Consider the following 24,692-nt stretch of genomic DNA (forward strand, 5'->3'; position numbering starts at 1 on the left):
TGAATTATTGAGTATTTTTTCACAATCTTGTATATCGATAAATAACAGTAACTGCTAAATTGAAAAGTATGAAATTACCTTCTTCAATAAAGAATTGGATATCCATTACTGGTGCAGTATTAGCTGTGTTTAACCTTGCATCAATCTTATCATTATTGGTTCTCAATTTATTCTTCGGATTTGGAGGATCCTATATAGGATTATTCATATATATTGTATTACCAGGTTTCATGATTGTAGGATTAATCCTCATTCCAATAGGGATGAGAATTAACCGGAAGAAAGCACGAAAAGCTGAAAGTGAAGGCAGAACACTAAATTGGCCAATTGTTGATTTTAATGATTTAGGTGTTCGGAATGCAGGAGTGATATTTATTATTGGTACTGTATTTTTGTTAATTATATCTTCGATTGGCAGTTATGAAGCTTTTCATTATACAGAGTCCGTCGAATTTTGTGGTAAAATGTGCCATACGGTAATGGAACCCGAATACACAACTTATCATGGATCTTCGCACGAGCGTGTTGCATGTGTGGAATGCCATGTTGGTTCTGGAGCTAGTTGGTATGTGAAGAGTAAGTTATCCGGTTTGTACCAGGTCTATTCTGTTTTGGCAAAAAAATATCCAAAACCAATCCCAACCCCAATCGCGAATCTTCGTCCAGCGCAGGAAACTTGTGAAGAATGCCATTGGCCAGATAAGTTTTATGACAGCAAACTTAGAGAGGAACATTCGTTCCTTGCTGATGATGAGAATACCGAAGTGATCGTCAATCTAAAAATGAAAATTAGCTCAAAGCAAACATCTCATGGCCTTGAAAAAGGGATTCACCAGCATATTAGCCCGGATGTAAAGATTGAATACAAGTCTTCAGACGAAGACAGACAAATCATTCCTTGGGTGAAGTATACTAATACAAAAACAGGGGAATCAAAGATTTTTACGGATAGCGATAACCAGCTAACTCAAGAAGAGCTAGATTCGCTGGAGGTTAGAGTTATGGATTGTTTAGATTGCCATAACAGGCCTTCTCATAATTATCAGGTTCCTCAAAATTTTATTGATCAGGCAATGAGTGAAGGGAAGATACCAGAATCTCTTCCGAGTATTAAGCTTAATGCCATGTTAGCTCTCAATCAGGAATATCCATCTAAAGATAGTGCTTATTCGGCCATTAAAAATCAGATCATAGAATACTATGAGGCTGTAGAACCTGAGATTTTTGAAAATAGAAGGTCTGAGATAGATCAGGCAATTGCTGCGATTCAAGATGGGTATTCAAATAATATTTTCCCGGAAATGAATGTAAGTTGGATTCACTATCCAAATAATATTGGTCATATGGAATTCGAAGGGTGTTTCCGTTGTCACAACGATCGGCATGCTTCGGAATCGGGGGATGTAATTTCAAAAGATTGTAATTCCTGCCATACTATTTTGGCTCAGACTGTTCAGGATAGCATGGTGTATTCAAGTTCACTGGAACCACTTGAGTTTGTTCATCCAGTTGATATTGGAGAAGATTGGAAAACTGAATCTTGTTCGATGTGTCATTCCGCATTGTATTAATTGTTAAATGAAATCATACTTTTTAGCATATTGTACATCAGAATTTAAGTTGTTAACTTAGGACGAAAGATAAATTTAGCAAGAAGTTACTTTGGCATAGAAAATGATAATAAATTTAAAATACTAATCTTAAAATTGGAAGTTATGAAGTACAAAAGGATTCTATTTCTACTGGGGTTGGCACTAATGATTAGTTCTGCAGCGATGTCTCAGAATTTTAAATATATTGGCGCTACGAAGTGTAAAATGTGTCACAATAAACCAGATAAGGGCGAGCAATATAATAAATGGGCAGCAGGTCCTCATGCGAATGCAATGAAAGCGTTAAAAGGAGATGAGGCAACCAATCCAAAATGTTTAAAATGTCACTCTACAGCGGCAAGTATTGATGCCAGTTTGGTAGCAACATTGGGTGCTGATGAAGGTGTTTCTTGTGAATCATGTCACGGACCAGGTAGTGTATACAAATCAGCGGGAATAATGAAAAATCAAAAGCTGGCGTTGTCCAAAGGAATGATTATTCCCGATGAGAAAGTTTGTATCACTTGTCACAATTCAGAAAGTCCAACGTTTAAAGGATTCAATTATGCTGAGTATTCTGCCAAGATTGCTCACGATGATCCAACAACAAATTAACAGATAACAAAAATGTTAGCATAAAGAAATTCCTTTGTTTGAAAAAGCAAAGGAGTTTTTTTTAATGATTATATTGAAAGCGATTATCAATAAAAGAAAATACATTTTTCATTTCAAGAATACTGTCTTATGAAAAAAATAGCGTCTATTTTGTTTTCGATGTTTACTTCTTCCGTATTAATTGTAGTATTTGCAGCTTCAATTGCCTACGCAACTTTCATCGAAAATGATTACGGTACAGAAACAGCTAAAATATTAATTTATAATGCCTGGTGGTTCAATATTTTATTAATTGTTACAGGGATCAATCTTATTGGTGGATTGTTTTTTTATAAAGCTTTTGTATTGAAAAGATGGAGCATGATACTTTTTCATTTGGCATTTATTGTCATACTGATTGGTGCCGGAACTTCACGTTTTTTCAGTTACGAAGGGACACTTCATATTCGGGAAGGCGCGTCTAATAATAAACTTGTTACTGAAAATACGTTCATCCAATTGGAAGCTTTTAGCGGTGAGGATAAAGTGGTTGATGAATGGGGCGTGAGACTTTCCCCATATACATACCCACATTTTAATAAAAGTGTAGAGGTTGGTGGTACTTCAGTAAAATTGAGTGATCTTCAATTTGTACCTTCTGCCGAAGAAACAGCAGTTGCAGACGAAGGTGGCTATCCTGTTATTTCTTTTATTATTCTTGACGCTTCAACTCAAAGACAAGACAAAATACTTGAAATTAATAATGACATCCAATTCAACGATTTCTCAATAAGTTTTGAAGGGCAGCGAGATGAAAAGACCTTGTATTTAGATCGTTCTTCAAACAATCTGGCACTGACTCCTTTTGATACGATTCAAACATTTTCCATGGATGGCACCCCAGGAAATATATTACCTCCGGGAGAACCAATAGAATTAACACCTCGCTCGATGTACAAAATTGGTGAGACTGTTTTTGTTTTAAAATCCTACTTTCCTAAAGGGCGAAAAATAATTAACTCCGTGCAAGGTCCGAATCGTGGAGCTGCGATGGATGCTATCCAATTAATGGTAAGTGCGAATGGGGAAAGTAAACCAATTGTATTCTTTGGGAAAAATGGGATTGAGGGTAGAAGTGTAAATGCAAAAGTCGGTGGAATTCAATTAAAGTTATCATATGGAGCAAAAGTCATTGATTTACCATTTAATATTCACTTAAACGATTTTCAACTAGATCGTTATCCAGGATCAATGAGCCCATCTTCCTATGCAAGTGAAGTAACTTTAGTAGACGAGAAAAATAATGTTGAGTTACCCTATCGAATTTATATGAATAACATATTGGACTATGGAGGGTATCGTTTTTTTCAATCGTCTTATGATCAGGATGAGAAGGGAACTGTTCTATCTGTAAGTCACGATGCAGTAGGAACAGCGATCACCTATTGGGGATATTTCTTAATGACGTTGGGTATGGTCTTTACTTTTTTTAATCGTAAAAGTCGTTTTCATGCTTTGCTTCGCTCCGGCTCCAGGTTAAAAGAATTGAAGAAAAAAGCGTTGAATTTGAGTCTTTTACTGTGCTTGTTCTTAATACCTCAATTTTCCTCCGCACAGTTTATACGGCCGGCAAAAATTGATAAGGAAATTATTCATTCTTTTGATGAATTACTGGTACAGGATCATAAAGGGCGTGTAGAGCCATTAAATACCCTGGCATCTGAAGTTTTGCGAAAACTTACCAGGAAGAATACTTATGAGGGGATGTCTGCTTCTGAAGTCTATTTAGGAATGAGTGTACGTCCTTCAACCTGGAAAAATATACCAATTATAAAAGTTGGGAATAGTGAACTGCGGCGAGATTTGGGCTTGAAAGATAAGTATGCTTCTTTCAATAGCTTGGTAGATATGTCGGCAGGTGTTTATAGATTGAAACAGTTTATAGATGCAGCCTACAAGAAGAAACCGACGGAACGAAATAAGTACGATAAAGAAGTGATTAATGTTGATGAACGAGTCAATATCTGTTTCCAGATTTTTAATGGTGACTTCCTTCGCATATTTCCAGATAAGGAAGATGCAAATGACACCTGGATTACAGAAGATCAATTTTACAAGAAAGAGGAGAATAGTGGAAAAGAACCAACTCTATCGAATTACTTTATGTCGGTGAGTGCAGCAATAGATAACGGCAATTATCAAAAAGCCGAAAGTTATTTGCAAGAAATTAAAGATCTTCAAATGCAGCATGGGGCTAAAATAATTCCTTCAAAATCGAAGGTCAAAATGGAAATTTGGTACAACCGCTTTAATATTTTCAGTCTCTTGCAAAAGATATGCGGATTACTTGGCTTTTACCTGTTGATTGTCCATTTAATTCAGATTTTCAATATTAAAGCTCGTCTGAATAAATTTCAAAAACCCGGGACAATCCTGATAACGCTCGCTTTTATTGCCTATTCATTTGGGTTGATTGTTAGATGGTATATTTCAGGACATGCGCCTTGGAGCAACGGATATGAAACGATGTTGTTTGTTGGATGGGCGACCTTGTTATCTGGATTTATCTTTATGAAAAGATCACCAATTACATTGCCGGTTACAACAATATTGACCTCATTAATTTTAATGGTTGCAGGTTTGAGCTGGATGAATCCGGAAATCACAAACCTGGTACCTGTATTAAAATCGTATTGGTTAATTGTTCACGTTGCTGTGATTACTGCCAGTTATGGATTTTTGGGGATAGCAGCACTGTTGGGATTGCTAAATTTGATTTTAATGGTGATACGTTCTCCCAGGACGATTAAAAGTGCGTCGTATACAATTGTTGAAATATCAATAATTATAGAATTGGCTCTAATCATTGGCCTGATTTTATTGACAATTGGGGCTTTTATTGGTGGTGTGTGGGCCAATGAGTCATGGGGACGATATTGGGGATGGGATCCAAAGGAAACCTGGGCTTTGGTAACTATATTGGTGTACTCTTTTATTATTCACCTTAGAAAAATTCCGGGGATGAATAGCAGTTATGTTTTGAGTTCTTTTTCGTTAGCGGCAATTAGCTCGGTTCTAATGACATTTTTTGGCGTTAATTATTACTTATCAGGCATGCATTCATATGCTCAGGGAGAAGCGCCTCCAATTCCTGCTTACATTTATGTTGCTGCCATTCTTATATTCGCTTTAATCATTGCCGGAGCATTTTCTGAAAAGAAGCATGGAACAGCTGAAGCATTGGTAAAGTTGGATGAAAAGTTAAAAGACTGAATTGGCGGGCAATAGAGCTTCTGGTTTTTCGAAAGTTAAATAATTATTGATTATTGATAGTTGTGATACTTAAAAAAATAAATAATCATAAAGATTATTCTTTCTTTGTAGAACTATGATGAAAAAATATATCCATATTATTCTTGCAGCACTTGTGGCGGTCCTTTTGTTGGATTAGAGAAGAGTATGGATAAATAGAAAATATTGAATAAATCAAAGGCCATTCTCTTCAAAAGGGGATGGCCTTTCTTTTTTATGTAATATGGGATATACATCACTTTTAGCAGCCGTCGCGATTATTCTAGTGGGGAAAACCACCTAGGATCGGGATTGCTTTGCCATTAATAAGCCCTTTCCGGTAGGTTTCCGGGGAGGGCTTTTTGTTTGCTATTTTTTTAACTTAAAATACATGCTATGGAAAATGAATTTTTATTTAAGAAACTATCCAATCAATATCAAAATATACCTGCCTCTTTTGTGCGCAGTATATTAAATGTTGCAGGAAAAAAGGAATTAATCTCATTCGCTGGTGGTTTACCTAATCCTGACTTATTTCCAGTTGATGAACTTTCCGAATCTGCAAAAATTGTGATGAATAGGAGTGGGAGGGACATTTTGCAGTATGCCGGTTCTTTAGGATATTACCCCCTTCGCCAATGGATTGCAAATAGATATAGCTCCAAATATAACATGGATATTACTCCTGAAATGGTTGTTATCACTAACGGATCTCAACAAGTAATAGATATTATGGCGAAATTATTCATAGATAAGGGTGATGGAGTTATTCTGGAAAAGCCAAGTTATTTAGGTGCAATTCAGGCCTTATCTGCATATCAGCCTAATTTTTGTGAAGTAGATCTTGGGAAAGATGGGGCTGATATGGTCGGAATTGAATCATTCTTCTTAAATGGAGATGTTAAAATGATGTATGCGGTTCCTAATGCTCAGAATCCTTCAGGCATAAGCTATTCATTGGAGAAGCGGCAAGATTTGGCATTACTATTGAAAAAGTACAACCAGTTTTTGTTGGAAGATGATCCGTATAATGAAATTTGTTTTGAAGGGGAATTCCCCGTTCCTGTTAAAAAATTGGCACCAGACCATGTTGCATGGACAGGCTCATTTTCCAAAATGGTAGCTCCTGGATTGAGAAATGGATGGGTGATTTTGCCACCAGAATTAGTTCCACATTTTGATAAAGCCAAGCAATCCACCGATTTAAATCCGAATAACCTAACACAATATGTACTGCATCACTTTTTAACTCACTATGATTTGGATGCGCATCTGAAAAAGGTTCAAATGAAATATGCCGATCAATGTTGTTTTATGCAGGAAATGCTTTCAAAATATTTACCTGAAGAAATTACTTTTATCCAGCCCTCCGGGGGAATGTTTCTTTGGTTGACTCTTCCCGAAGGTATTTGTTCAAAAGAGTTAGTAAATAGAACCATGGAAAGAGGTGTTATTTTTGTCCCGGGTAATTCATTTTATGTGAATAGGGAAAAAAGCAATCATATTCGCCTAAATTTTTCAAATGCAAATTTCCAGGATATTGAGAAAGGTATAAAAGTTATAGGAGAGGAATTACAAAAGGAATTGAAGCAGATTACCGTAAGTTGTTCGTAGATAAACTTAATCATGCTCTATTGAGTTGCTGAGTAAGTAATTAGTTCAGCTTCCAGAGTCTAAGAGCAGTTGTCCAAAAATTTTATAAGACTGCCCAGAGCATGGGCAGTCTTTTTTATAAATTGTAGTTGGTGTAAAAAGTTCTGGTGTCGTGCTATTTACAAATTGGATGCAACGGGTTCGGATTGCCTGTTTAAAATGGTCTAACCAGAGTTTGAAACAGAGAGTATCTTTACGCGACAGGCAATTAAGATTATTTAATCTTTTAAGTTTATTAAACCTGTTATTTATTTGTAATTTCACTTGATAAAGAACTAGTTATTTCAATATTGCGAATTTGAATTTAAATACTACGATTATGACTCGAATAATCAGTTATTTAATATTAATCAGCCTTTTTGTCGGGTGCAAGGTTTCTGAGAAGGATATCCCAAATATAAAACCTACAGTATATATTATTGGTGATTCGACGGTAAAAAATGGACGAGGCGATGGTGCTGGTGGCTTATGGGGATGGGGTGACCCGCTTGTACAGTTTTTTGATACCAGCAAGATAAATATTGAGAATCATGCAATGGACGAGACAAGTAGCAGGACATTCAGAACCATGGGACTATGGGATTCAATATTACGTAATTTACAACCCGGAGATTACGTCATTATTCAGTTTGGGCACAATGATGATTCGCCGATAAATGATAAGCTCAGAGCACGGGGAACTTTTGATGGTATCAGTGAAAAATCTGAAAAGATTCATAATGAGTTGACTGGAGCCCTTGAGGTGGTGCATTCCTATGGTTGGTATTTAAGACAGTATATTATTGAAGCAAAGAAGAAGGAGGCCATTCCAATTGTGATATCACCAATTCCTGAGAATGAATGGGAGAATGGAAAAGTTCTAAGAAATGACACACTCTATGGAGAATGGGCTCGCGAAGTTGCCAATTTTGAAGAAATCGAATTCGTTAATTTGAATGAAAAAATGGCTTCTGCAATGGAAGATATGGGGGCAGATTTTGTCACCGGAAACTATTTTCTCGCACATGACGAGCAACATACTACTGCTAATGGAGCTGTTTTAGCTGCTTCTATGATAGCTGAAAGCATTCGCGAATCGGAAGATTGCTATCTGAAAGATTATCTTTTAAAAAGTCCGGAGATTCATTTTCCTGTTAAGAAGAATGTATTCACTATAGGAGATGCTAATGTGATTGGTGGCAGTAGCGAAACTTTTGGCTGGGGAGATGAATTATCCGAATATTTGGATACCACACGCATTCATGTCTCAAACTGTGCAACGATTGGAGCAAACTGCAGGAGTTATTTAGCTGATGGGGTGTGGGATGACGTTTTGTCTAAGTTTAAGGAAGGAGACTTTTTATTGATACAATATGGGTATTCAGAAAATGCTGAGCTTGATAAATCGAAATTGCTTGCTCCGTTACCAGGAGCAGGGAATGAAGTAAGAGAGGTTGCACTGGAAGATGGTTCGAAAGAGATAATTCACACCTATGGCTGGTATATGAAAAATTATATCACCGAGGCAAAAGCGAAAGGTGTGAATGTCATTCTTCTTTCACAAGTTCCGGAAAATAAGTGGGCAAGTCAAAAAGATGAACTTATGAGCAGCAATTATATTAGTTGGTTACGAGAAATTGCTAAAAATGAAAATGTTGTATTTTTCGATCTTAATCAAGCGATTGCACTTGAATACGATGTGATGGGATCAAATATTGTCAGTCAATTTTACACAAATGATGATGTGCATACCAATGCAAAGGGAGCCAAACTAAATGCATTAATACTGGCGAAAGAATTTAAAGGTTTGAATTCATGTGCTCTTTCAGGGTATGTTGAATTAAAGAATAAATGATACTGGATTATGTATGCCAACTAGATTGAAAAAGTGTTGGAAGAGTGCTTGAATACTTGGAAGTTATGAATCATTGCGTGTAGCTGAGAAAGTCAGATAGACATTAAAAAAACGAACAAATAAACCTGGTAAGTTGAAAATAACACGAGATCATCAAATTACATTTCAAAAGGAATCCTAAAATCGCAGTTTTTGAAATTAGAGCATCCCCAGGCAGTTTTTCCTTTTAGGATTTTGCCGCTATTGCATTTCGGACATATGGTGTCGTCTGTAATTTCAGGGTGCAGTTTGATGGTAAATTCTTCATCAAAAACCAATCGTCCTGCCGCTTTTAATGAATCAAATTGAAAGCCTTTGATTAACGACGATTTGCCTTTCGAAATCAAATCATGTATTTGCTTGTCTGTTAGTTTTTTATTGAAATACTTGAAGGGAGCAACAAATTTACAACCGTCTTTCCATTGTGAACATCCCCAGGCTGATTTTCCTTTAATCAGATTTCCGGTTTTACATTTTGGACAGTTAAGTTGCTCAATTGGCAGATTGGTGGTTTTCTTCTTTTCCTTTTTCTTCGGTTCAGGCTTAACTTCTTCAATAATCGTTATTTCTTTCCTTGGAGATTGTTTTACCTGTGTGATTACTTCCCACACCATTGTCTTCAAATCATCCATAAATTGCGCAATTTCCAATTCACCTGATTCAATTTGTTTCAGTTTACGCTCCCATTGTCCTGTTAATTCTGCCGATTTTAACAATTCATTTTCAATGCTGCTAATCAAATCAATTCCGGTTGGGGTGGCTACCAACCGTTTTCGTTCTTTCCGAATATATTTTCTTCTAAAGAGAGTTTCAATGATGTTTGCGCGGGTGGATGGACGACCAATCCCATTCTCTTTCATTAATTCACGCAACTCATCGTCATCCATATTTTTACCGGCAGTTTCCATGGCGCGCAATAAGGTCGCCTCCGTAAAATAATTGGGTGGTTGCGTTTGCTTTTCCTGCAAGTCTGGTTGATGAGGGCCGTGTTCACCTGTCCTGAATTCAGGCAGGATACGGTCTTCGTTAGAAGTACTGTCATTTTGAAAAACAACCCGCCAACCAGGCTTCAGAATTTGTTTCCCGGTAGTTTTAAATTTATGGTTGGCAATAGTTGCCTCAATAGTTGTATTGGCAATTTTGCAATCGGGATAAAAAACAGCGATAAATCGCCTGGTAACCATGTCATACACTTTTTTTTCTGCATCGCTTAAATCAATCCTGCTTATTCCGGTTGGAATAATTGCATGGTGATCCGTGATTTTCTTATTATCGAAAACTTTTTTTGACTTTCGAATCTTTCCGGCCTGCAATATGGGAGTGGTCAGGTTTTCGTATGCTTTTAAGTTTTTGAGAGTTGCCGGAACTTTTTTATAGATGTCATCTGAAAGGAAAGTGGTGTCAACACGCGGATAGGTAGTTACTTTCTTTTCATATAAAGATTGGATGGTTTTCAACGTTTCATCGGCACTCAGGTTGAATTTTCGGTTGCATTCAATTTGCAGGGAAGTTAAATCGAATAATCGGGGTGGGTGTTCGTTGCTGTTTTTAGTTTCAATTTTCCCGATGTATAAATCCTGACCTGAAATTTCCTGTAAAACAGTATTTGCATCTTCCGGCTTTTGAAATCGCCCAGAAGTAGCAGAAAACACAGTTTCCCTGTATAGTGTTTTAATTTCCCAATATGGTTGCGGCTTGAAATTCTCAATTTCCAATTGACGTTCTACAATCATCGCAAGGGTGGGGGTTTGCACTCTGCCAATGGAAAGAACTTGTTTGTTTTGTCCGTATTTGAGGGTGTATAAGCGAGTTGCATTCATTCCCAACAACCAGTCGCCAATTGCTCTGGCACTTCCTGCTTCATAAAGTTTATCAAAATCCTCACTTTCCATCAGCTTGTTAAAGCCTTCCCGAATAGCTTCTTCAGTTAGTGAAGAAATCCACAACCTCTTGATTGGAGCTTTATTCTTTGCTCTTGTCAGTACCCAGCGCTGTATTAATTCTCCTTCCTGACCGGCATCACCACAATTGATAATTTGATCTGCTTTTTCAATTAAACTTTGAAGAATATTAAATTGCTTTTGCACTCCTTCGTCTTCAATGACTTTAATCCCAAACCTTTTGGGAATCATCGGTAGTTCGTGAAGGTTCCAGTATTTCCAGCGGCCAGTATAATCATGAGGCTCTTTGAGGGTGCAAAGGTGTCCAAATGTCCAGCTTACCTGGTAGCCATTTCCTTCGAAATATCCATCACGACGGCTTTTTGCTCCAATAATTTGCGCAATTTCTCTGGCTACACTTGGTTTCTCTGCAATGCAAAGTTTCATCCTGAGAGTCTGTTTTTTCTAGAATTAAGTGGAATTATTTCGTTGTTATTTGCCTACAACAAGGTTATACCCTTTTCTTCGATACTGATTAAGCGTTGTTTGTATAGAGATCCAATAGCTTTCTTGAAATTCTTTTTACTTATTTGAAAAGTTTGTTTAATGGTTTCCGGATCTGTTTTATCATTGATTGGCAGAAATCCATTATTGGCGGCAAGCTTGTTCAAAATGCTTTGCGAGATATCATCAATCTTTTCGTACCCAGCTTTTTCAAGAGCCAGATCAATTTTCTCATCAGGTCGAATGTGTTTGATGAATCCTTTATGCTTTTGCCCGGTTTTTAGCGTTTGGAAAACTTCATTTTTATAGATCATTCCCCAGTGGCTGTTGTCTATAATTGCTTTGTATCCCAAATCAGTTTGCCCGGCAATAATTAAATCAACTTCTTCACCAATTTCATAATCAACCGGAAGATTATCGACGCATTTGTCTAACTTCGAAGTGCCTACAATTCGTTGACTCTCATCATCCAGATAAATATACACCAGGTAAGTTTTTCCTTCTTCCATTTTTTGCTGCTGCTCACGAAATGGAACTAATAAATCTTTGGGCAATCCCCAATCCAGAAATGCCCCAACTCCGGTACATGAAACCACTTTAAGTTTGGCAAATTGCCCTACCATGGCTATAGGACGTTCCGATGTCGCTATTATTCGATCTTCAGAATCGAGATAAATGAAAACTTCCAATCGGTCACCAACCTTGCAGTTTTCAGGAACATATCTTTTAGGCATTAATATTTCTCCATGAGGACCACCATCCAGATAAATTCCAAAATCAACTTCTTTTACAACTTCCAATTCATTGATTACACCAATTGCCGCCATATTATTCGCATTTATTTTTTGCAAAGGTAATATTTCTGAACCACTCCCTGTAAAAAGATTTCGTTCTGCTTTTCTTTTAAATATGCAAAAAAGAATAAAAGGCTTATTTTTGAGAATCAAATGGAAAAATAAACAAATGAAGACTCTAAATATTGGTTTCCTTGGAGCGGGTGGAATTGCTCGTGCTCATGCTTTTGCTTTAAACTCGATACAATTCTATTATCAGGAAACACCAACACTAAAGCTGGTTTCGGTTTGTTCGCAAAGGGAAGAAAGCCGGACTAAATTTGCTAAGGATTTTGGTTTTGAAAAGGCTGAGACCTTTGATCAGTTTATAAAAAATGAATCATTGGATGCAGTTTTGATTCTAGGCCCTAATAAGGTACATGCGGAACATTTAAAGGCCGTTCATGAAATGCCCAACGTTACCAAAATTTATCTTGAAAAGCCAGTTTGTTCCAGTTTGCAGGAAGAACAGGAATTGTCCGAATTGATATCATCTTCTAAAAAGATTCAAATTGGGTTCCAATTTTTGCAAATGTCTGCGATGATAAAAGCATTGAAATTTTGGAGCGAAACTGATTTTGGGAAACCCATTCATTTTTCATTTAGATATCTTCATGCCGATTATTTAAAACTCAGCTATCGGGATAAACGCAGAACAAGATTGACCCCTGCCCCTGATGGTGGAGCGATGGCTGATTTAGGCTCTCACGCCATCAGTTTAATGCTAGCTTTTCTGGGAAAAGAGTTGACGATAACTTCGGCAGTTCAGGGGGGTAACTTTGAAGATGTGGATAAAGGTTCCGATCTGTTTTCAGAAATTTCGTTAATAGACAAATCATCAGGAGCAGTTGGTCACTTAAATGCAAGTAGGGTAAGTTCAGGAACCGGAGATTTATTAGCTTTTGAAATATATGCAGAAAAAGGAGCAATTCGTTTTCATTCTCATCAACAGGATTATTTTGAGTATTACCTCGAAGATGAGGGCAATTGGGTGAAAGTTTATGCTGGTAGCGACTTTAGTCCGCATACCAGTTTCCCATCAGGGCATGTTCCATCGGGATGGTTGAGATCAATGATACACGGTCATTACTTATTTTTGCTTGAACCCGAAGGTGCTTCGTTTGTTCCAGATTTATCACATGGATTAGAGGTACAACGCCTTGTGCGTGAAACAGCCGCTCATTTATTAGAATTTAGAAATCGCTTTCAGTAATGATAAAACGCAGTAGTGGTATTTTGCTCCATATAAGCTCTCTTCCCAGTCGTTATGGAATTGGAACCATGGGAGAGGAGGCATTTCGTTTTGTTGACTTCTTGTACGAAAGTGGACAAAAGATTTGGCAGATTCTTCCAATAGGCCCCACTGGTTATGGAAATTCTCCCTATCAATCTTTTTCGGCGTTTGCAGGCAGTGCATTATTAATTAGCCTGGATAAGCTGGTTGAGGAAGATTTATTGCAAGCTACTGATCTGGAAGGGATGAAATCTTTTTCTGTGAAAAAGGTCGAATACGATCTTGTCGCGAAAGCAAAAGACAATCTATTAAGAAAGGCTTTTAAGATATTTCAGGAGCGATTTGAGGATTTCAAAGAAGATTATTATACGTTTTTAGGAGAGAATTCCTGGTGGTTGGATGATTATGCTTTGTTTAGTGCATTAAAGGGGCGTGATCATGAAAAGTGTTGGAATCAGTGGGAGGAAGAATTAAGATTTCGATTGCCGAAGCAGTTGGAAGCCGTGCATCACGAATATGCCGATGATATATATTTTCACCGGTTTGTACAGTTTATCTTTTTTAAGCAGTGGTTTGCCTTAAAAGCATATGCGAATGCAATGAATGTATCGTTCATTGGTGATCTTCCTCTGTATGTGTCTTTGGATAGTGCTGACGTTTGGTCGAATCAGGATTTATTTCATCTGGATAAAACGGGGCAACCAACTTTTGTAGGGGGTGTTCCACCGGATTATTTCAGTGAAACGGGTCAGTTATGGGGATGTCCTGTATTTAACTGGGCGCATATAAAAAAGAGAAAATTTGATTGGTGGGTTGCTCGCGTTCATTTCAATTTAAATATGTTCGATGAAATTCGAATTGATCATTTTCGTGGTTTGGAATCTTACTGGTCTGTACCGGCTTCAGAAAAGACTGCAATTAATGGTAAATGGGAGCCTGCAAAAGGTTATGAGCTTTTGAATTTATTGAAATCGCAACTTGGCGAATTACGAATTATTGCTGAAGATTTGGGGGTAATTACACCGGAAGTGGAGCGCTTGCGTGATGAATTTAATTTACCCGGAATGAAAGTATTGCAATTTGCCTATGCTTCAGATGAAACCAATGAGCATCTTCCGCACAATTATACTTCAAATTTCGTGGTGTACACCGGAACTCACGACAATGATACTACGTTGGGATGGGCGAAATCCATGACAAAGCGGGAACGTAAAAATGTAAAAAGATATCTTGGAGTGAATTCAAAACGGGTAGCAGCAAAACTCATCGAATTGGCCTGGGCTTCAGTTGCAAATAAAGCCGTTATTCCTCTGCAAGACTTGTTGGGATTGGACTCCAAAGCTAGAATGAATGTACCCGGAGTTGCTGCTAACAATTGGGAATGGCGCTTTAAATGGACAGATATAAAAGAAAAGCACAAAAGTTATTTAAAAGAACTTACTGAAATATACAACAGATAGTCTTATTGCTTTAATTCTTGAAAGAGTATATTAAGATCCAATTTCATTAATTCGAATACTTACCCGTCTTGCAAAAGGTTGTATTCTGGAAGGACTATTTTTGAAAATTTGATCTTTTCCTTTTGCTTCGATAATAATTCTGTTTCCCGCAATTCCAAAATCGATAAGATATTTCTTAATTGCAATGGCTCGCTTTTCTGAAAGCTCCAGATTGTATTCTTCATCTCCCTTTTCATCCGCATAACCTTCCAGAACTATCGATGTGTCAGAGTGCTTCTCTAAATAATTTCTTAAAAACAAGATTTTTGAGAATGACGGTTTTTGAATGCTATAACTATCAAAATCAAAGTAGAAATTAAGATACCCATTTTCAGCCAATAACTTAAAAACTGAACTTTCTGAGTTTTCAATATCGTCTTTATTTGATGCAGAGTCGCGATGATCAATATATTCTTTAACCTTGGCAATCTCAGTTTCCAGTTGTTTTGTATTCAGACTTGTACTGGTAATATTATCGTGCTTTTTATCAATTTTTTTATTTAAATCAATCGATTCAGATTTTAGTCTCTGAATCGATTGATTTTTTCGAATATACCAGTCAGCGTGTTTCTTTTTCTTTCCCAGGTAGAATGATAGTCCAGCGGTACCGTTTACAATCAACCCAAATTTCTGACCATTTGGATCGCCACCATCGAATGCATGATTTTGAATAAAATTTCCAACTGCATTTACTCCCATATTTAAGGCCACTCGGTCAGATATTCTTATTTGTCCGGTCAGCCCTCCAACCAAATTAACAACATCATCAATGTCGGTGCTATAAGTTGGCTCATGATACTTCAAACTGCCAATTCCAAGACCACCGTGAGCAAGTAAGTTAAAAGTTTGAGTCCACTGCTGAAACTTTAATAATCTTCCGGCATTTATCACTCCCTGCATGCTAATCCGGTACTGATCTGTACGAAAGTCTATACTTTTTGGGGCGCTGGTATATTGGTTGTATGCCAGATCAAGCTTGAGTCCAAAATATTCGTTTAGCATGTATCTTAGTCCAAATTCAGTTGCCAGTGGACTAATACGATCGTCAAAATATCCGTCGGAAAAATTCATGACTGGTTTCGTAAAACCGATATTCCCCTCGATCGAAAGATTATTGAAATCATCTGGCAATATTTTGTATTCCTGAGAATTACCTGAAAAGAATATCAGTAAAAAAAGGATTGTGAGAATGTGATGAAATTTCATTTGGACGTATTTTGATTGTATGACAGTCATTATAAAGATAAACTTTATAAAGTTTCATCTAGTTTCACCGGACATATTCCAAAATTTTAGAATAACTTTCTGAACCACAATTAAAAAGTAAATCCAGAATGCTGAGATTCGGAGTAAAACCAAATTTATCATCAAAAACCTGTGAGTATGGGTTTTGTTTAAAATTCGGATCAATAATGGCTTTTTTTGGTTTTGGATGAATTGCTTCCCGGAAATTTAGACAGGATTCTTCAACTTGTTCAAAATCCAATGTTTGCTTAATGTTCGGTTTAATTTCAAGTATTTCGAAAATCACCTGCATAATTTGCAAGTTATAGTCAAAAAGATATTCGTACTTCTTTTGAAAGAAGGGAATGAAATCTGCTTCTAAAAATTCAAAAAAGGGAGAGGAGTTGTAAGCTGAAACAATCGCTTGCCAATGTATGTGTTGCCAGTTTGTATCATATGAAATCTTCAAGTCGCAAACCAATTGTTTGCTACGTCCTTTTTCAACAGGAACGACCAACGATTCCGGACCATTGGCCCCAAGAATTATTGTACGGTTTCGGTATGTTTGTTTGGTGAAATTTTCAAATGCCTCCAGCCAAATCGTGTTATAGCTCAAAAATTTGCTAATGTATTGAATTGGCGGTAAGTAGGCAGTACTGAGTAAAATAGCCTGATTATCCATCTTTTTCTATTCCTTGAAAAATCCTTCCTCTGTTTCTTCTTCATTTCCTAAGTCATAATCTTCGCCGGTCGAAACTTCAAAATCAGTATTTCCTCCTAAATCATCTACCTGTTTTTGAAGATTTTTTATCTTCTTTTTCATTTTCCAGGCTGAAGGATAATATAGAATGAAGGCAACCAGAAATCCAATAATTAAACAGACAATAAGGGTTAGTACCAATGGAACATCAGTCAATTCCCAAAAGAAAATTTTAAGACTTACCAGCATGGTGTTCTGAAGCGTGAATATGACCAAAAGCAGGGCCAATATTAGAATGATTATTGCAGCAGCAGACATAGGCAAATTTTTTACGAAAAGTAACGAAAAAAAGGATCATGAAGCAAGTGTTCATAATCCCTTTTGATATTTAAATGTCTTAAGATCTATTTTACTGACGTAAATAGCCGGCTCCAACGAATGTTTGCTGGGAATCCTTTTTCTTTATCCAGCGACAACCAGATAAATACAGCTTTTCCAACAACATGGTCTTCCGGAACAAAACCCCAATAACGAGAGTCTGCGGAGTTGTGCCTGTTGTCACCCATCATCCAAAAATAGTTCATTTTAAAGGTATAATTGTCTGTGGCAACACCATTCACGAAGATGGTACTATCTTTCACTTCCAAATCATTTTCCTCATACAGGTCAATAATCCGTTCGTAAATCGGAAGATTGGTCATTGTTAGATTTACTGTTTCTCCTTTTTGTGGTATTTCAAGTGGTCCAAAATTGTCAACATTCCATGGGTAATTTTCGCTGTGCGGGAAAATATTTTTATCCCAATTTCCGGCAGGCATGTTCACTTTTTTGATCGTTTTAACATTGTGTAGTTTCTCCAATTCTTTGACTTGTTCATCAGTCATTGGAAATAAAAATTGGGATCCGGAGAACACTTGCTGATCGGCCTTTGATATACCTATTTTTTCAAGGGTTCTTTTGTTTATTGATGTGCCATCAGTTGTCACAATATAATCGTATTGTACGCCTGCAAAATGATGTTGCTCTTCTCCATTTACATATACCTGAGCATCTTTAATTTCAATTTCATCACCAGGAATACCAATGCATCGTTTAATGTAATTCTCCCTTTTGTCAACAGGGCGGCTGACTATTTCACCAAAAGAACGAGTATCTGACCAAACTCTTTCCCGTCCATAAGAACGAACAAGCTGATAATAACTTTGAGTCGGCATATTCATCGCAACCGTGTCACCTTCAGGGAAATTGAAAACAACCACGTCATTATTTTTTACATCACCAAAGCCTGCGATTCGTTTATATGGATTTTGGATCCATTCCAAATATGATTTGGTCTTTTGGGTAAGAGGCATTGTATGATGCACAAATGGAAAAGACAGTGGCGTGTTTGGAAGTTTTGGGCCATACGAAGTTTTACTCACAAACAAGAAGTCGCCAACCAGCATCGATTTTTCCATGGAAGAAGTTGGGATGGTATAAGCTTCAATGAAAAACATCCGAATGAATGTGGCAGCAATAACTGCAAAAATGATGGCATCTACCCATTCAACAACCTTGGTTTGTTTTCCTCCCGGCGGATTTTTTTTCTTCCAAAATGCCCAGTGCACTTTTTTAGTGACGTACATATCAAAAATAATGGCAAGTCCGATAAACCACCAGTAGTTTTTTAGCCAGATGACCCAAAGACTATATATCAGGCCAACAACTATAAACTTAAACCATTTGTTTGTTAGGATTTCTTTCATTTTATGAGGCGTATTAAATATTTAAAAGATCATTCATGGTAAGCATTCCTTTTTTGCCAAAACTAAATTCAGCTGCTAAAACTGCACCAAGCGCGAAGCCGTGGCGACTTTTAGCACTGTGTTCAATTTCGATATAATCAATGTCAGATTCATAACGTATCCGATGAATTCCCGGAACTTGTCGTTCGCGAATTGCTTTGATATTCATTTCACTTTCAGATTTAGGTTCGTCCAATGTCCATGAATTTTTGGATGGAAGTATATCAAATAAATCTTCAGCTAAAGTAATTGCAGTTCCGCTGGGAGCATCAAGTTTCTGAGTGTGGTGAACTTCTTCCATTCTAACGTCATATTCAGAGCGTCCTTCCATCAGTTTTGCCAACCGTTTATTAAGAGCAAAAAACAAGTTTACTCCCAGACTAAAGTTGGATGCATAGAAAAAAGTTCCGTCATTATCATTCATCATTTTAATAACATCTTCTTTTTTATCAAGCCAGCCAGTAGTGCCACTTACAACAGGAACACCGCTTTTTAAGCACACTTCATAATTTGCTATTGCCGATGCCGGGATGGTAAACTCAATAGCAACATCTGCTTTTTTTAGGTTTTCAACCGTTAACTCGTCTTGGTTATTTATATCGATGGTTAGTACAATTTCGTGTCCTCGTTCTTTAGCGATTTGTTCAATGGTTTTACCCATTTTCCCATAACCGATAAGTGCAATCTTCATAATGTTTGTTTTATCCAAAATTTGTATGTGGTGAATTAAGGCTTACAAAGATATAAATTACGATCTAAAACTATCAATATGCTGGTATCCATCCTAAAAAAATCGGTAAACAGTTTTTGTAGATAGACAAAAGCACAAAAAATGCTAGTTTTTATTTTTACAATTCGATTTAGTAATTGTCAAGAGTTATCTTTATGATGATTTTTTGCGAAATTGAACCCCGTAAACATTCACTTTATGAAATACTATTCCATACCGCGTGTTGCTGCTATTCACGACCTGAGTGGATTTGGGAGGGCATCGTTGACTGTCGTAATTCCAATCTTGTCGTCGATGGGAATTCAGGTTTGTCCGTTGCCAACAGCAGTTCTTTCTTCTCACAGTGCATTTAATGGCTTTCATAAACGAGATTTGACTGCTGATTTACAGCCGATGATCAATCATTGGAAAAGTATGAATTTGGGGTTTAATGCCATCTATTCAGGATATCTTGCGGCAACTGAGCAGGTGGATATTGTCAAGAAGTTCATCAGTGACTTTTCTGATACAGAACAGTTGGTGGTGGTTGATCCTGTGCTTGGGGACAACGGGAAGCTATATTCAGCATTTGATAAAAAGATGATTGATAAAATGCGAGAATTGGTTTCCATGGCTGATGTTATTACTCCAAACCTTACAGAGGCTGCATTTCTTCTAAATGAAGATTATTCAAAAGAAATAGATATATCTACAATTAAGGAATGGGCAGTTCGCTTATCAGATATGGGCCCAAATAAAGTAATTATTACAAGTGTTCCCGATAAAGAAAAGCAAACTAATACCTCGGTGGTTGCTCTTAATATTGATGACAATCGCTATTGGAAAGTTGGTTGCAATTATTTGCCAGCCAACTATCCCGGAACAGGTGATGCATTTGCCAGCGTTATGGTAGGGGCCTTGTTGCAAGGAGATAGTTTGCCCATTGCGCTAGATCGAGCAGTGCAATTTATTTCACTTGGAGTTCGTGCAACTTTTGGTCATGGATACAACCCTGCCGAAGGAATTTTGTTAGAGAAAGTGTTACCTTCGCTCAATGCACCGGTACAAATAAGTAGTTATCAGTTGTTGGATTAATAGAAATGAGAACGATTAAATTAGTTGCGACCGATTTGGATGGAACGTTCTTAAGGAACGATAAGACAATAAGCAGCGAGGATTTGAGGATGCTTAATTTGTTGGGCGAGCGTGAAATTGTGCGTGTTGCTGCGACAGGACGAAATCTTCAAAAAGTAAAAGAAGTTTTGTCACCGGAAGTTCCCTTTGATTACATCGCCTTTTCCTCTGGCGCTGGTATTTACAATTGGAAAAATCATCGATTGCTGTATCGACAAAACTTATCAAAAGATACAGCCAACAAGATCATTAAGATATTAATAAGCCAAGATTTAAATTTTCATTTGTTTCATCAGGTTCCTAATAATCATAAGTGTTGGTATTTTCGAGGAAGTCAACCTTGTATGGAGTTTGAACGTTACTTTGAATTTCATCATTCATTTTCAGAACCAATTCCTGAATCTCAAAAAATTGAAGAAGATGTATGTCAGTTTTTAGTGATTTTCCCAAATCAGCCGGAATTGTTTCATCGGTTAAAAGAAGAATTACACCGCATGCACGGAGATATTAAAATAGTTAGGGCGAGTTCTCCTATAGGAACTGGATATATTTGGATGGAAATTTTCCATCAAGATGTGTCAAAAGGGAATGCAATTCGCTTTTTATGTGATCAAATTCAAATACATCCGAATGAAACTTTGGGAATAGGTAATGACTATAATGATCTGGATTTGCTCGATTTTACATCAATTTCGTACTTGGTGGCAAATGCCCCTGATGAGATGAAGGCCAAATATTTATCGGCCCCGTCAAATGAAGAGGATGCTTTCAGTATAAGCCTGAAAAATCATTTGTAATGCACATTGAAATATTGTTACTCATTCATATAAATAACATCACAATAAAATGAAACATTTACTAAGTATTGTACTTTTTTTTGTAGTAGTTTCTACAATTGCACAAACTAAGTTGAATTTGAATGATCCACTTCCCGAGGATCCAAAAGTGAGTAAAGGGGTTTTGGAAAATGGAATGACTTATTACGTTCGATCTAACAGCACCCCAAAAAATAGAGCTGATTTATTTCTGGTTGTTCGGGCAGGTTCGGTTGATGAAGATGAAAATCAGTTGGGATTGGCTCACTTTGCCGAACACATGGCATTTAATGGTACTAAGAACTTCCCAAAGCATGAGTTAATAAACTATTTGGAATCCATTGGGATGGAATTTGGTCCTGAGATAAACGCATATACAAGTTTTGATGAAACCATTTATATGATTAAAGTTCCGCTGGATGAAGAAGGGTTTGTGGACAAAGGATTACAGGTTTTGTACGATTGGGCTTGCCAGGTTACCGATTCTGATGAAGAAATTGAAAAGGAACGTGGAGTTGTGCATGAAGAATGGCGTGGTGGTAGGGATGCCAATGAGCGCATGATGCAGAAGTGGCTTCCTGTTTTTTTGCATGAAAGTAAATATGCTGAGCGTTTGCCAATTGGGAAAATGGAAGTTGTCGACAATTTTAAACCTGAAGTATTAAGAAAGTTCAGGAATGATTGGTATCGTCCGGATTTGGAAGCGATAGTTGTGGTGGGAGATTTTGATCAGACTGAAATGGTGGAACGTGTTAAAAATGCGTTTTCAAAGATTCCGGCAGTTCAAAATCCACGTGAGAAAAAATATTTTGATATCCCGGATCATGAAGAAACGTTAATTTCAATTGTGACAGATAAGGAAGCTCAATATCCTATCGCGCAAGTGTTTTATAAGCACCCGTTAAAAGTGAGTAAAACTATTGGAGATTATCGTGAATCTATCAAAGAAGGATTATTTAACGGGATGATCAATAAGCGATTGCAGGAACTAACGCAGTCGGCTAATCCTCCTTTTATTTATGGGGCTTCGAGTTATGATGAGTTATTTGGACCTGCAAGTGTGTACAATTCGGTGGCAGTCACTCAAAATGGCAAAATTGAAGATGGATTAAAAGCCGTGTTACTTGAGAATGAGCGGGTGAAAAGATTCGGATTCACTGAAACCGAATTGGAACGACAAAAAATGGCGATGCTTTCCTATATGGAGAAGCTTTATAATGAAAGGGATAAGCAAAAGTCTATTGGTTATGCAAATGAATACAAGCGTAACTTTTTGATGACAGAGGAGCCATTTCCAGGGATAGAAAATGAGTATTTGTATTATTCAACTTTCCTCCCTGAAATTAGTTTGGAAGAAGTGAATGCGTTAGCTGAGAAGTGGATCATTGATAACAATCAGGTGGTGGTAATAACCGCTCCAGAAATAGAGGGAGTCAAGGTGCCAACAGAGGAGGAGATAACTGCTTTGTTAAAAGATGTTGAGAATACTGAAGTTGAAGCTTATGAAGATGAGGTGGTAGACAAGCCATTAATTAGTGGCGAAATTGTACCAGGCAAAATTGTTGGAGAGAAACAACTTGAGAATGTCGGAGCTGTGGAGTGGAAGCTTTCAAATGGAGCTGTAGTTGTTGTTAAGCAAACTGACTTTAAAGATGATGAGATTTTATTTTCTGCATTCAGCCCGGGAGGAAACTCTTTATATCCTCAAAGTGATGATATATCTGCAGATATTGCTTCTACCATTATTGACATGAGTGGTATTGGTGATTTTGATAATGTAACACTTCAAAAGTTGCTGGCGGGAAAGGTGTTTAGTATTTCCCCTTATATTTCTGATTTGACCGAAGGTTTTAGAGGAAATTCATCAGTGAAAGATTTAGAGCCGATGATGAAAATGTTGTATTTGTATTTTACGGATATTCGGGTCGACGAAAAGGCATATTCATCTTACATGTCTCGAATTTCGGGTGTTTTGGAAAACAAGAAAGCGTCACCAGAAGCAGCATTTAAAGATACCTTTCAGGTTGTTTCGGTAAATCATCACCCAAGAAAGCGTCCGCTTGAGCTTGACTTGTTGAAAGAAGCTAATTTAGATGCTATTAGCAGAATTGCTCATGAACGGTTTTCAAATGCTCGCGATTTCAAATTTTTCTTTGTTGGTAATATTGATATGGAACAATTTAAACCATTTGTAGAAAAGTATATTGGAGGAATCCCTTCAACCGACAAACAAGAACATTGGGTTGATTTGGGAATTTCTTCGCCAAATGGAGTAGTTGAGAAAACTGTTTATCGCGGACAGGAAGATAAGAGTGTGCATTATACCGTATTCCATGGTGATTATGATTATAATAAGGAAAACCTCATTCAGATTGATGCCGTTGGTAAGATATTGACAACTCGTTTGTTGGAAGTTATTCGTGAAGACAAAAGTAGTGTGTATTACATTGGTGCAAAACCTTCGGTCGATAAATTTCCCAAAGAAGAGTATAGTATCGTAATTTATTATGGCACTGCTCCGGATAAAGTGAAGGAATTGCAAGATGCAGTCTTTGCAGAAATCCGAGTTATTGAAAACAACGGCCCAAGTGATGAAGACATGGTAAAAGTGAAAGAGAAATTATATCGTGAACGAGAAGTCAATTTGAGAGAAAATGGATATTGGCTTGGAGTATTGAGTAATGGATATCTATACAAGGATGGTGATTTCAGTAAATTTGATGATTATAATGAACTTGTTGAAGAACTCGATAAAGAAACCATTCAGGCAGCGATGAAGAAATTATTCAATTTTGATAATTACTTTAGTGTAACACTCAAGCCTGAAAAGGTTGAATAAAATATAATTTTAGAAATTCGAATAAGGGTTTACTGTCAAAGTAGACCCTTTTTTTATTGCCTTTTTTCAGTGTTGCCGCTTTTATTGCCCTATTGATATTTAATGAAATACAACACAAAGCTTGTGTTTCATTAAAAAATGTATTTTATTTGTTATACAATGTATAATAATGTATAACAAAATATAACACTTATGGCATTTTTGAATAATGTCGAAACCAAGGAAGAATTGGTTAAAGAATACCGTCGTTTAGCTCGAAAATATCATCCGGATCACGGGGGTAATGACTTGTTAATGGGGCAACTCAACAAGGAGTATGAGCAGTTGAAAAAAATGTTTGAACGACCCGTGCGTAATTTTGACGATTTGCGTGTCGGAGATATCGTATTTGTTAATGGGACGGAATGTCGTGTTTCACATGTCTCAACATTTGCATTCATTGCGAAAGCGCGATACAAAAACAAATCGGCAGTATTTGATCGAAAAACAGGACGAGCGATTGGTAACCGAAATTATAGGGCGACTTTGATCTAA

18 protein-coding genes are annotated in these 24,692 nt (G+C 37.1%); 11 read left to right on the forward strand and 7 right to left on the reverse strand.

The window, feature by feature from the left end; genetic code table 11:
* The first annotated feature begins 68 nt into the window (after positions 1-68).
* From ACUNWD_RS18055 to ACUNWD_RS18075, 5 genes are all read left to right on the forward strand, one after another.
* Positions 69-1,571, forward strand: coding sequence for a cytochrome c3 family protein (locus tag ACUNWD_RS18055; RefSeq protein WP_445589256.1), 1,503 nt, complete (start codon positions 69-71; stop codon positions 1,569-1,571).
* Between the two features lie 144 nt (positions 1,572-1,715).
* On the forward strand, positions 1,716-2,207 hold the full coding sequence (locus ACUNWD_RS18060; protein ID WP_445589257.1) for a multiheme c-type cytochrome: 492 nt from the start codon (positions 1,716-1,718) through the stop codon (positions 2,205-2,207).
* A 129-nt stretch (positions 2,208-2,336) separates the two neighbouring features.
* The gene (ccsA, locus tag ACUNWD_RS18065) at positions 2,337-5,459 is read left to right on the forward strand and encodes a cytochrome c biogenesis protein CcsA (RefSeq protein ID WP_445589258.1); all 3,123 of its coding nucleotides are present in this window, start codon (positions 2,337-2,339) and stop codon (positions 5,457-5,459) included.
* 414 nt (positions 5,460-5,873) lie between these two features.
* Positions 5,874-7,091: an aminotransferase-like domain-containing protein gene (locus ACUNWD_RS18070; protein ID WP_445589259.1), complete on the forward strand. Its 1,218-nt coding sequence runs from the start codon at positions 5,874-5,876 to the stop codon at positions 7,089-7,091.
* A gap of 358 nt (positions 7,092-7,449) precedes the next feature.
* The gene (locus ACUNWD_RS18075; protein ID WP_445589260.1) at positions 7,450-8,964 is read left to right on the forward strand and encodes a GDSL-type esterase/lipase family protein; all 1,515 of its coding nucleotides are present in this window, start codon (positions 7,450-7,452) and stop codon (positions 8,962-8,964) included.
* Between the two features lie 158 nt (positions 8,965-9,122).
* Here ACUNWD_RS18075 and ACUNWD_RS18080 read toward each other — a convergent pair whose 3' ends face one another.
* Positions 9,123-11,330: a DNA topoisomerase 3 gene (locus tag ACUNWD_RS18080; protein ID WP_445589261.1), complete on the reverse strand. Its 2,208-nt coding sequence runs from the start codon at positions 11,328-11,330 to the stop codon at positions 9,123-9,125.
* Between the two features lie 53 nt (positions 11,331-11,383).
* Positions 11,384-12,214, reverse strand: coding sequence for a CvfB family protein (locus tag ACUNWD_RS18085; RefSeq protein WP_445589262.1), 831 nt, complete (start codon positions 12,212-12,214; stop codon positions 11,384-11,386).
* 136 nt (positions 12,215-12,350) lie between these two features.
* Between ACUNWD_RS18085 and ACUNWD_RS18090 the strand changes: the two genes are divergently transcribed.
* Both ACUNWD_RS18090 and malQ read left to right on the forward strand, forming a co-directional pair.
* A complete protein-coding gene (locus ACUNWD_RS18090) occupies positions 12,351-13,433 on the forward strand; it encodes a Gfo/Idh/MocA family oxidoreductase (protein WP_445589263.1) in 1,083 nt (360 codons plus the stop codon).
* Positions 13,433-14,914, forward strand: coding sequence for a 4-alpha-glucanotransferase (gene malQ / locus ACUNWD_RS18095; protein WP_445589264.1), 1,482 nt, complete (start codon positions 13,433-13,435; stop codon positions 14,912-14,914). The genes ACUNWD_RS18090 and malQ overlap by 1 nt, the downstream gene beginning before the upstream one ends.
* Positions 14,915-14,944: 30 nt before the next feature.
* On the opposite strand, the gene ACUNWD_RS18100 is transcribed toward malQ, so the two are convergent.
* The 5 genes from ACUNWD_RS18100 to dapB all read right to left on the reverse strand — a co-directional run bounded on the left by ACUNWD_RS18100 (position 14,945) and on the right by dapB (position 19,352).
* Complete coding sequence (locus ACUNWD_RS18100) at positions 14,945-16,159, reverse strand: OmpA family protein (protein WP_445589265.1); 1,215 nt, start codon at positions 16,157-16,159, stop codon at positions 14,945-14,947.
* 64 nt (positions 16,160-16,223) lie between these two features.
* Positions 16,224-16,859, reverse strand: coding sequence for a WbqC family protein (locus ACUNWD_RS18105; protein ID WP_445589266.1), 636 nt, complete (start codon positions 16,857-16,859; stop codon positions 16,224-16,226).
* A gap of 6 nt (positions 16,860-16,865) precedes the next feature.
* On the reverse strand, positions 16,866-17,195 hold the full coding sequence (locus ACUNWD_RS18110; protein WP_445589267.1) for a LapA family protein: 330 nt from the start codon (positions 17,193-17,195) through the stop codon (positions 16,866-16,868).
* An 86-nt stretch (positions 17,196-17,281) separates the two neighbouring features.
* The gene (gene lepB / locus ACUNWD_RS18115) at positions 17,282-18,622 is read right to left on the reverse strand and encodes a signal peptidase I (RefSeq protein WP_445589268.1); all 1,341 of its coding nucleotides are present in this window, start codon (positions 18,620-18,622) and stop codon (positions 17,282-17,284) included.
* A gap of 13 nt (positions 18,623-18,635) precedes the next feature.
* Positions 18,636-19,352, reverse strand: coding sequence for a 4-hydroxy-tetrahydrodipicolinate reductase (gene dapB, locus ACUNWD_RS18120; protein ID WP_445589269.1), 717 nt, complete (start codon positions 19,350-19,352; stop codon positions 18,636-18,638).
* A gap of 237 nt (positions 19,353-19,589) precedes the next feature.
* Between dapB and ACUNWD_RS18125 the strand changes: the two genes are divergently transcribed.
* The 4 genes from ACUNWD_RS18125 (at position 19,590) to ACUNWD_RS18140 (ending at position 24,692) form a co-directional block, all read left to right on the forward strand.
* The gene (locus tag ACUNWD_RS18125) at positions 19,590-20,465 is read left to right on the forward strand and encodes a pyridoxamine kinase (RefSeq protein WP_445589270.1); all 876 of its coding nucleotides are present in this window, start codon (positions 19,590-19,592) and stop codon (positions 20,463-20,465) included.
* 5 nt (positions 20,466-20,470) lie between these two features.
* A complete protein-coding gene (locus tag ACUNWD_RS18130) occupies positions 20,471-21,301 on the forward strand; it encodes an HAD family hydrolase (protein WP_445589271.1) in 831 nt (276 codons plus the stop codon).
* 49 nt (positions 21,302-21,350) lie between these two features.
* On the forward strand, positions 21,351-24,158 hold the full coding sequence (locus ACUNWD_RS18135) for a M16 family metallopeptidase (protein ID WP_445589272.1): 2,808 nt from the start codon (positions 21,351-21,353) through the stop codon (positions 24,156-24,158).
* Positions 24,159-24,350: 192 nt separating this feature from the next.
* Entirely contained in the window at positions 24,351-24,692 is a 342-nt protein-coding gene (locus ACUNWD_RS18140; RefSeq protein ID WP_445589273.1) for a hypothetical protein, read from the forward strand.

The sequence above is a fragment of the Sunxiuqinia sp. A32 genome (genome assembly GCF_052690465.1).

Coding starts and splice junctions, on each gene's coding strand:
- ACUNWD_RS18055 (WP_445589256.1), top strand. CDS start 69: ATGAAATTACCTTCTTCAATAAAGAATTGGATATCCATTACTGGTGCA.
- ACUNWD_RS18060 (WP_445589257.1), top strand. CDS start 1,716: ATGAAGTACAAAAGGATTCTATTTCTACTGGGGTTGGCACTAATGATT.
- ccsA (WP_445589258.1), top strand. CDS start 2,337: ATGAAAAAAATAGCGTCTATTTTGTTTTCGATGTTTACTTCTTCCGTA.
- ACUNWD_RS18070 (WP_445589259.1), top strand. CDS start 5,874: ATGGAAAATGAATTTTTATTTAAGAAACTATCCAATCAATATCAAAAT.
- ACUNWD_RS18075 (WP_445589260.1), top strand. CDS start 7,450: ATGACTCGAATAATCAGTTATTTAATATTAATCAGCCTTTTTGTCGGG.
- ACUNWD_RS18080 (WP_445589261.1), bottom strand. CDS start 11,330: ATGAAACTTTGCATTGCAGAGAAACCAAGTGTAGCCAGAGAAATTGCG.
- ACUNWD_RS18085 (WP_445589262.1), bottom strand. CDS start 12,214: ATGGCGGCAATTGGTGTAATCAATGAATTGGAAGTTGTAAAAGAAGTT.
- ACUNWD_RS18090 (WP_445589263.1), top strand. CDS start 12,351: ATGAAGACTCTAAATATTGGTTTCCTTGGAGCGGGTGGAATTGCTCGT.
- malQ (WP_445589264.1), top strand. CDS start 13,433: ATGATAAAACGCAGTAGTGGTATTTTGCTCCATATAAGCTCTCTTCCC.
- ACUNWD_RS18100 (WP_445589265.1), bottom strand. CDS start 16,159: ATGAAATTTCATCACATTCTCACAATCCTTTTTTTACTGATATTCTTT.
- ACUNWD_RS18105 (WP_445589266.1), bottom strand. CDS start 16,859: ATGGATAATCAGGCTATTTTACTCAGTACTGCCTACTTACCGCCAATT.
- ACUNWD_RS18110 (WP_445589267.1), bottom strand. CDS start 17,195: ATGTCTGCTGCTGCAATAATCATTCTAATATTGGCCCTGCTTTTGGTC.
- lepB (WP_445589268.1), bottom strand. CDS start 18,622: ATGAAAGAAATCCTAACAAACAAATGGTTTAAGTTTATAGTTGTTGGC.
- dapB (WP_445589269.1), bottom strand. CDS start 19,352: ATGAAGATTGCACTTATCGGTTATGGGAAAATGGGTAAAACCATTGAA.
- ACUNWD_RS18125 (WP_445589270.1), top strand. CDS start 19,590: ATGAAATACTATTCCATACCGCGTGTTGCTGCTATTCACGACCTGAGT.
- ACUNWD_RS18130 (WP_445589271.1), top strand. CDS start 20,471: ATGAGAACGATTAAATTAGTTGCGACCGATTTGGATGGAACGTTCTTA.
- ACUNWD_RS18135 (WP_445589272.1), top strand. CDS start 21,351: ATGAAACATTTACTAAGTATTGTACTTTTTTTTGTAGTAGTTTCTACA.
- ACUNWD_RS18140 (WP_445589273.1), top strand. CDS start 24,351: ATGGCATTTTTGAATAATGTCGAAACCAAGGAAGAATTGGTTAAAGAA.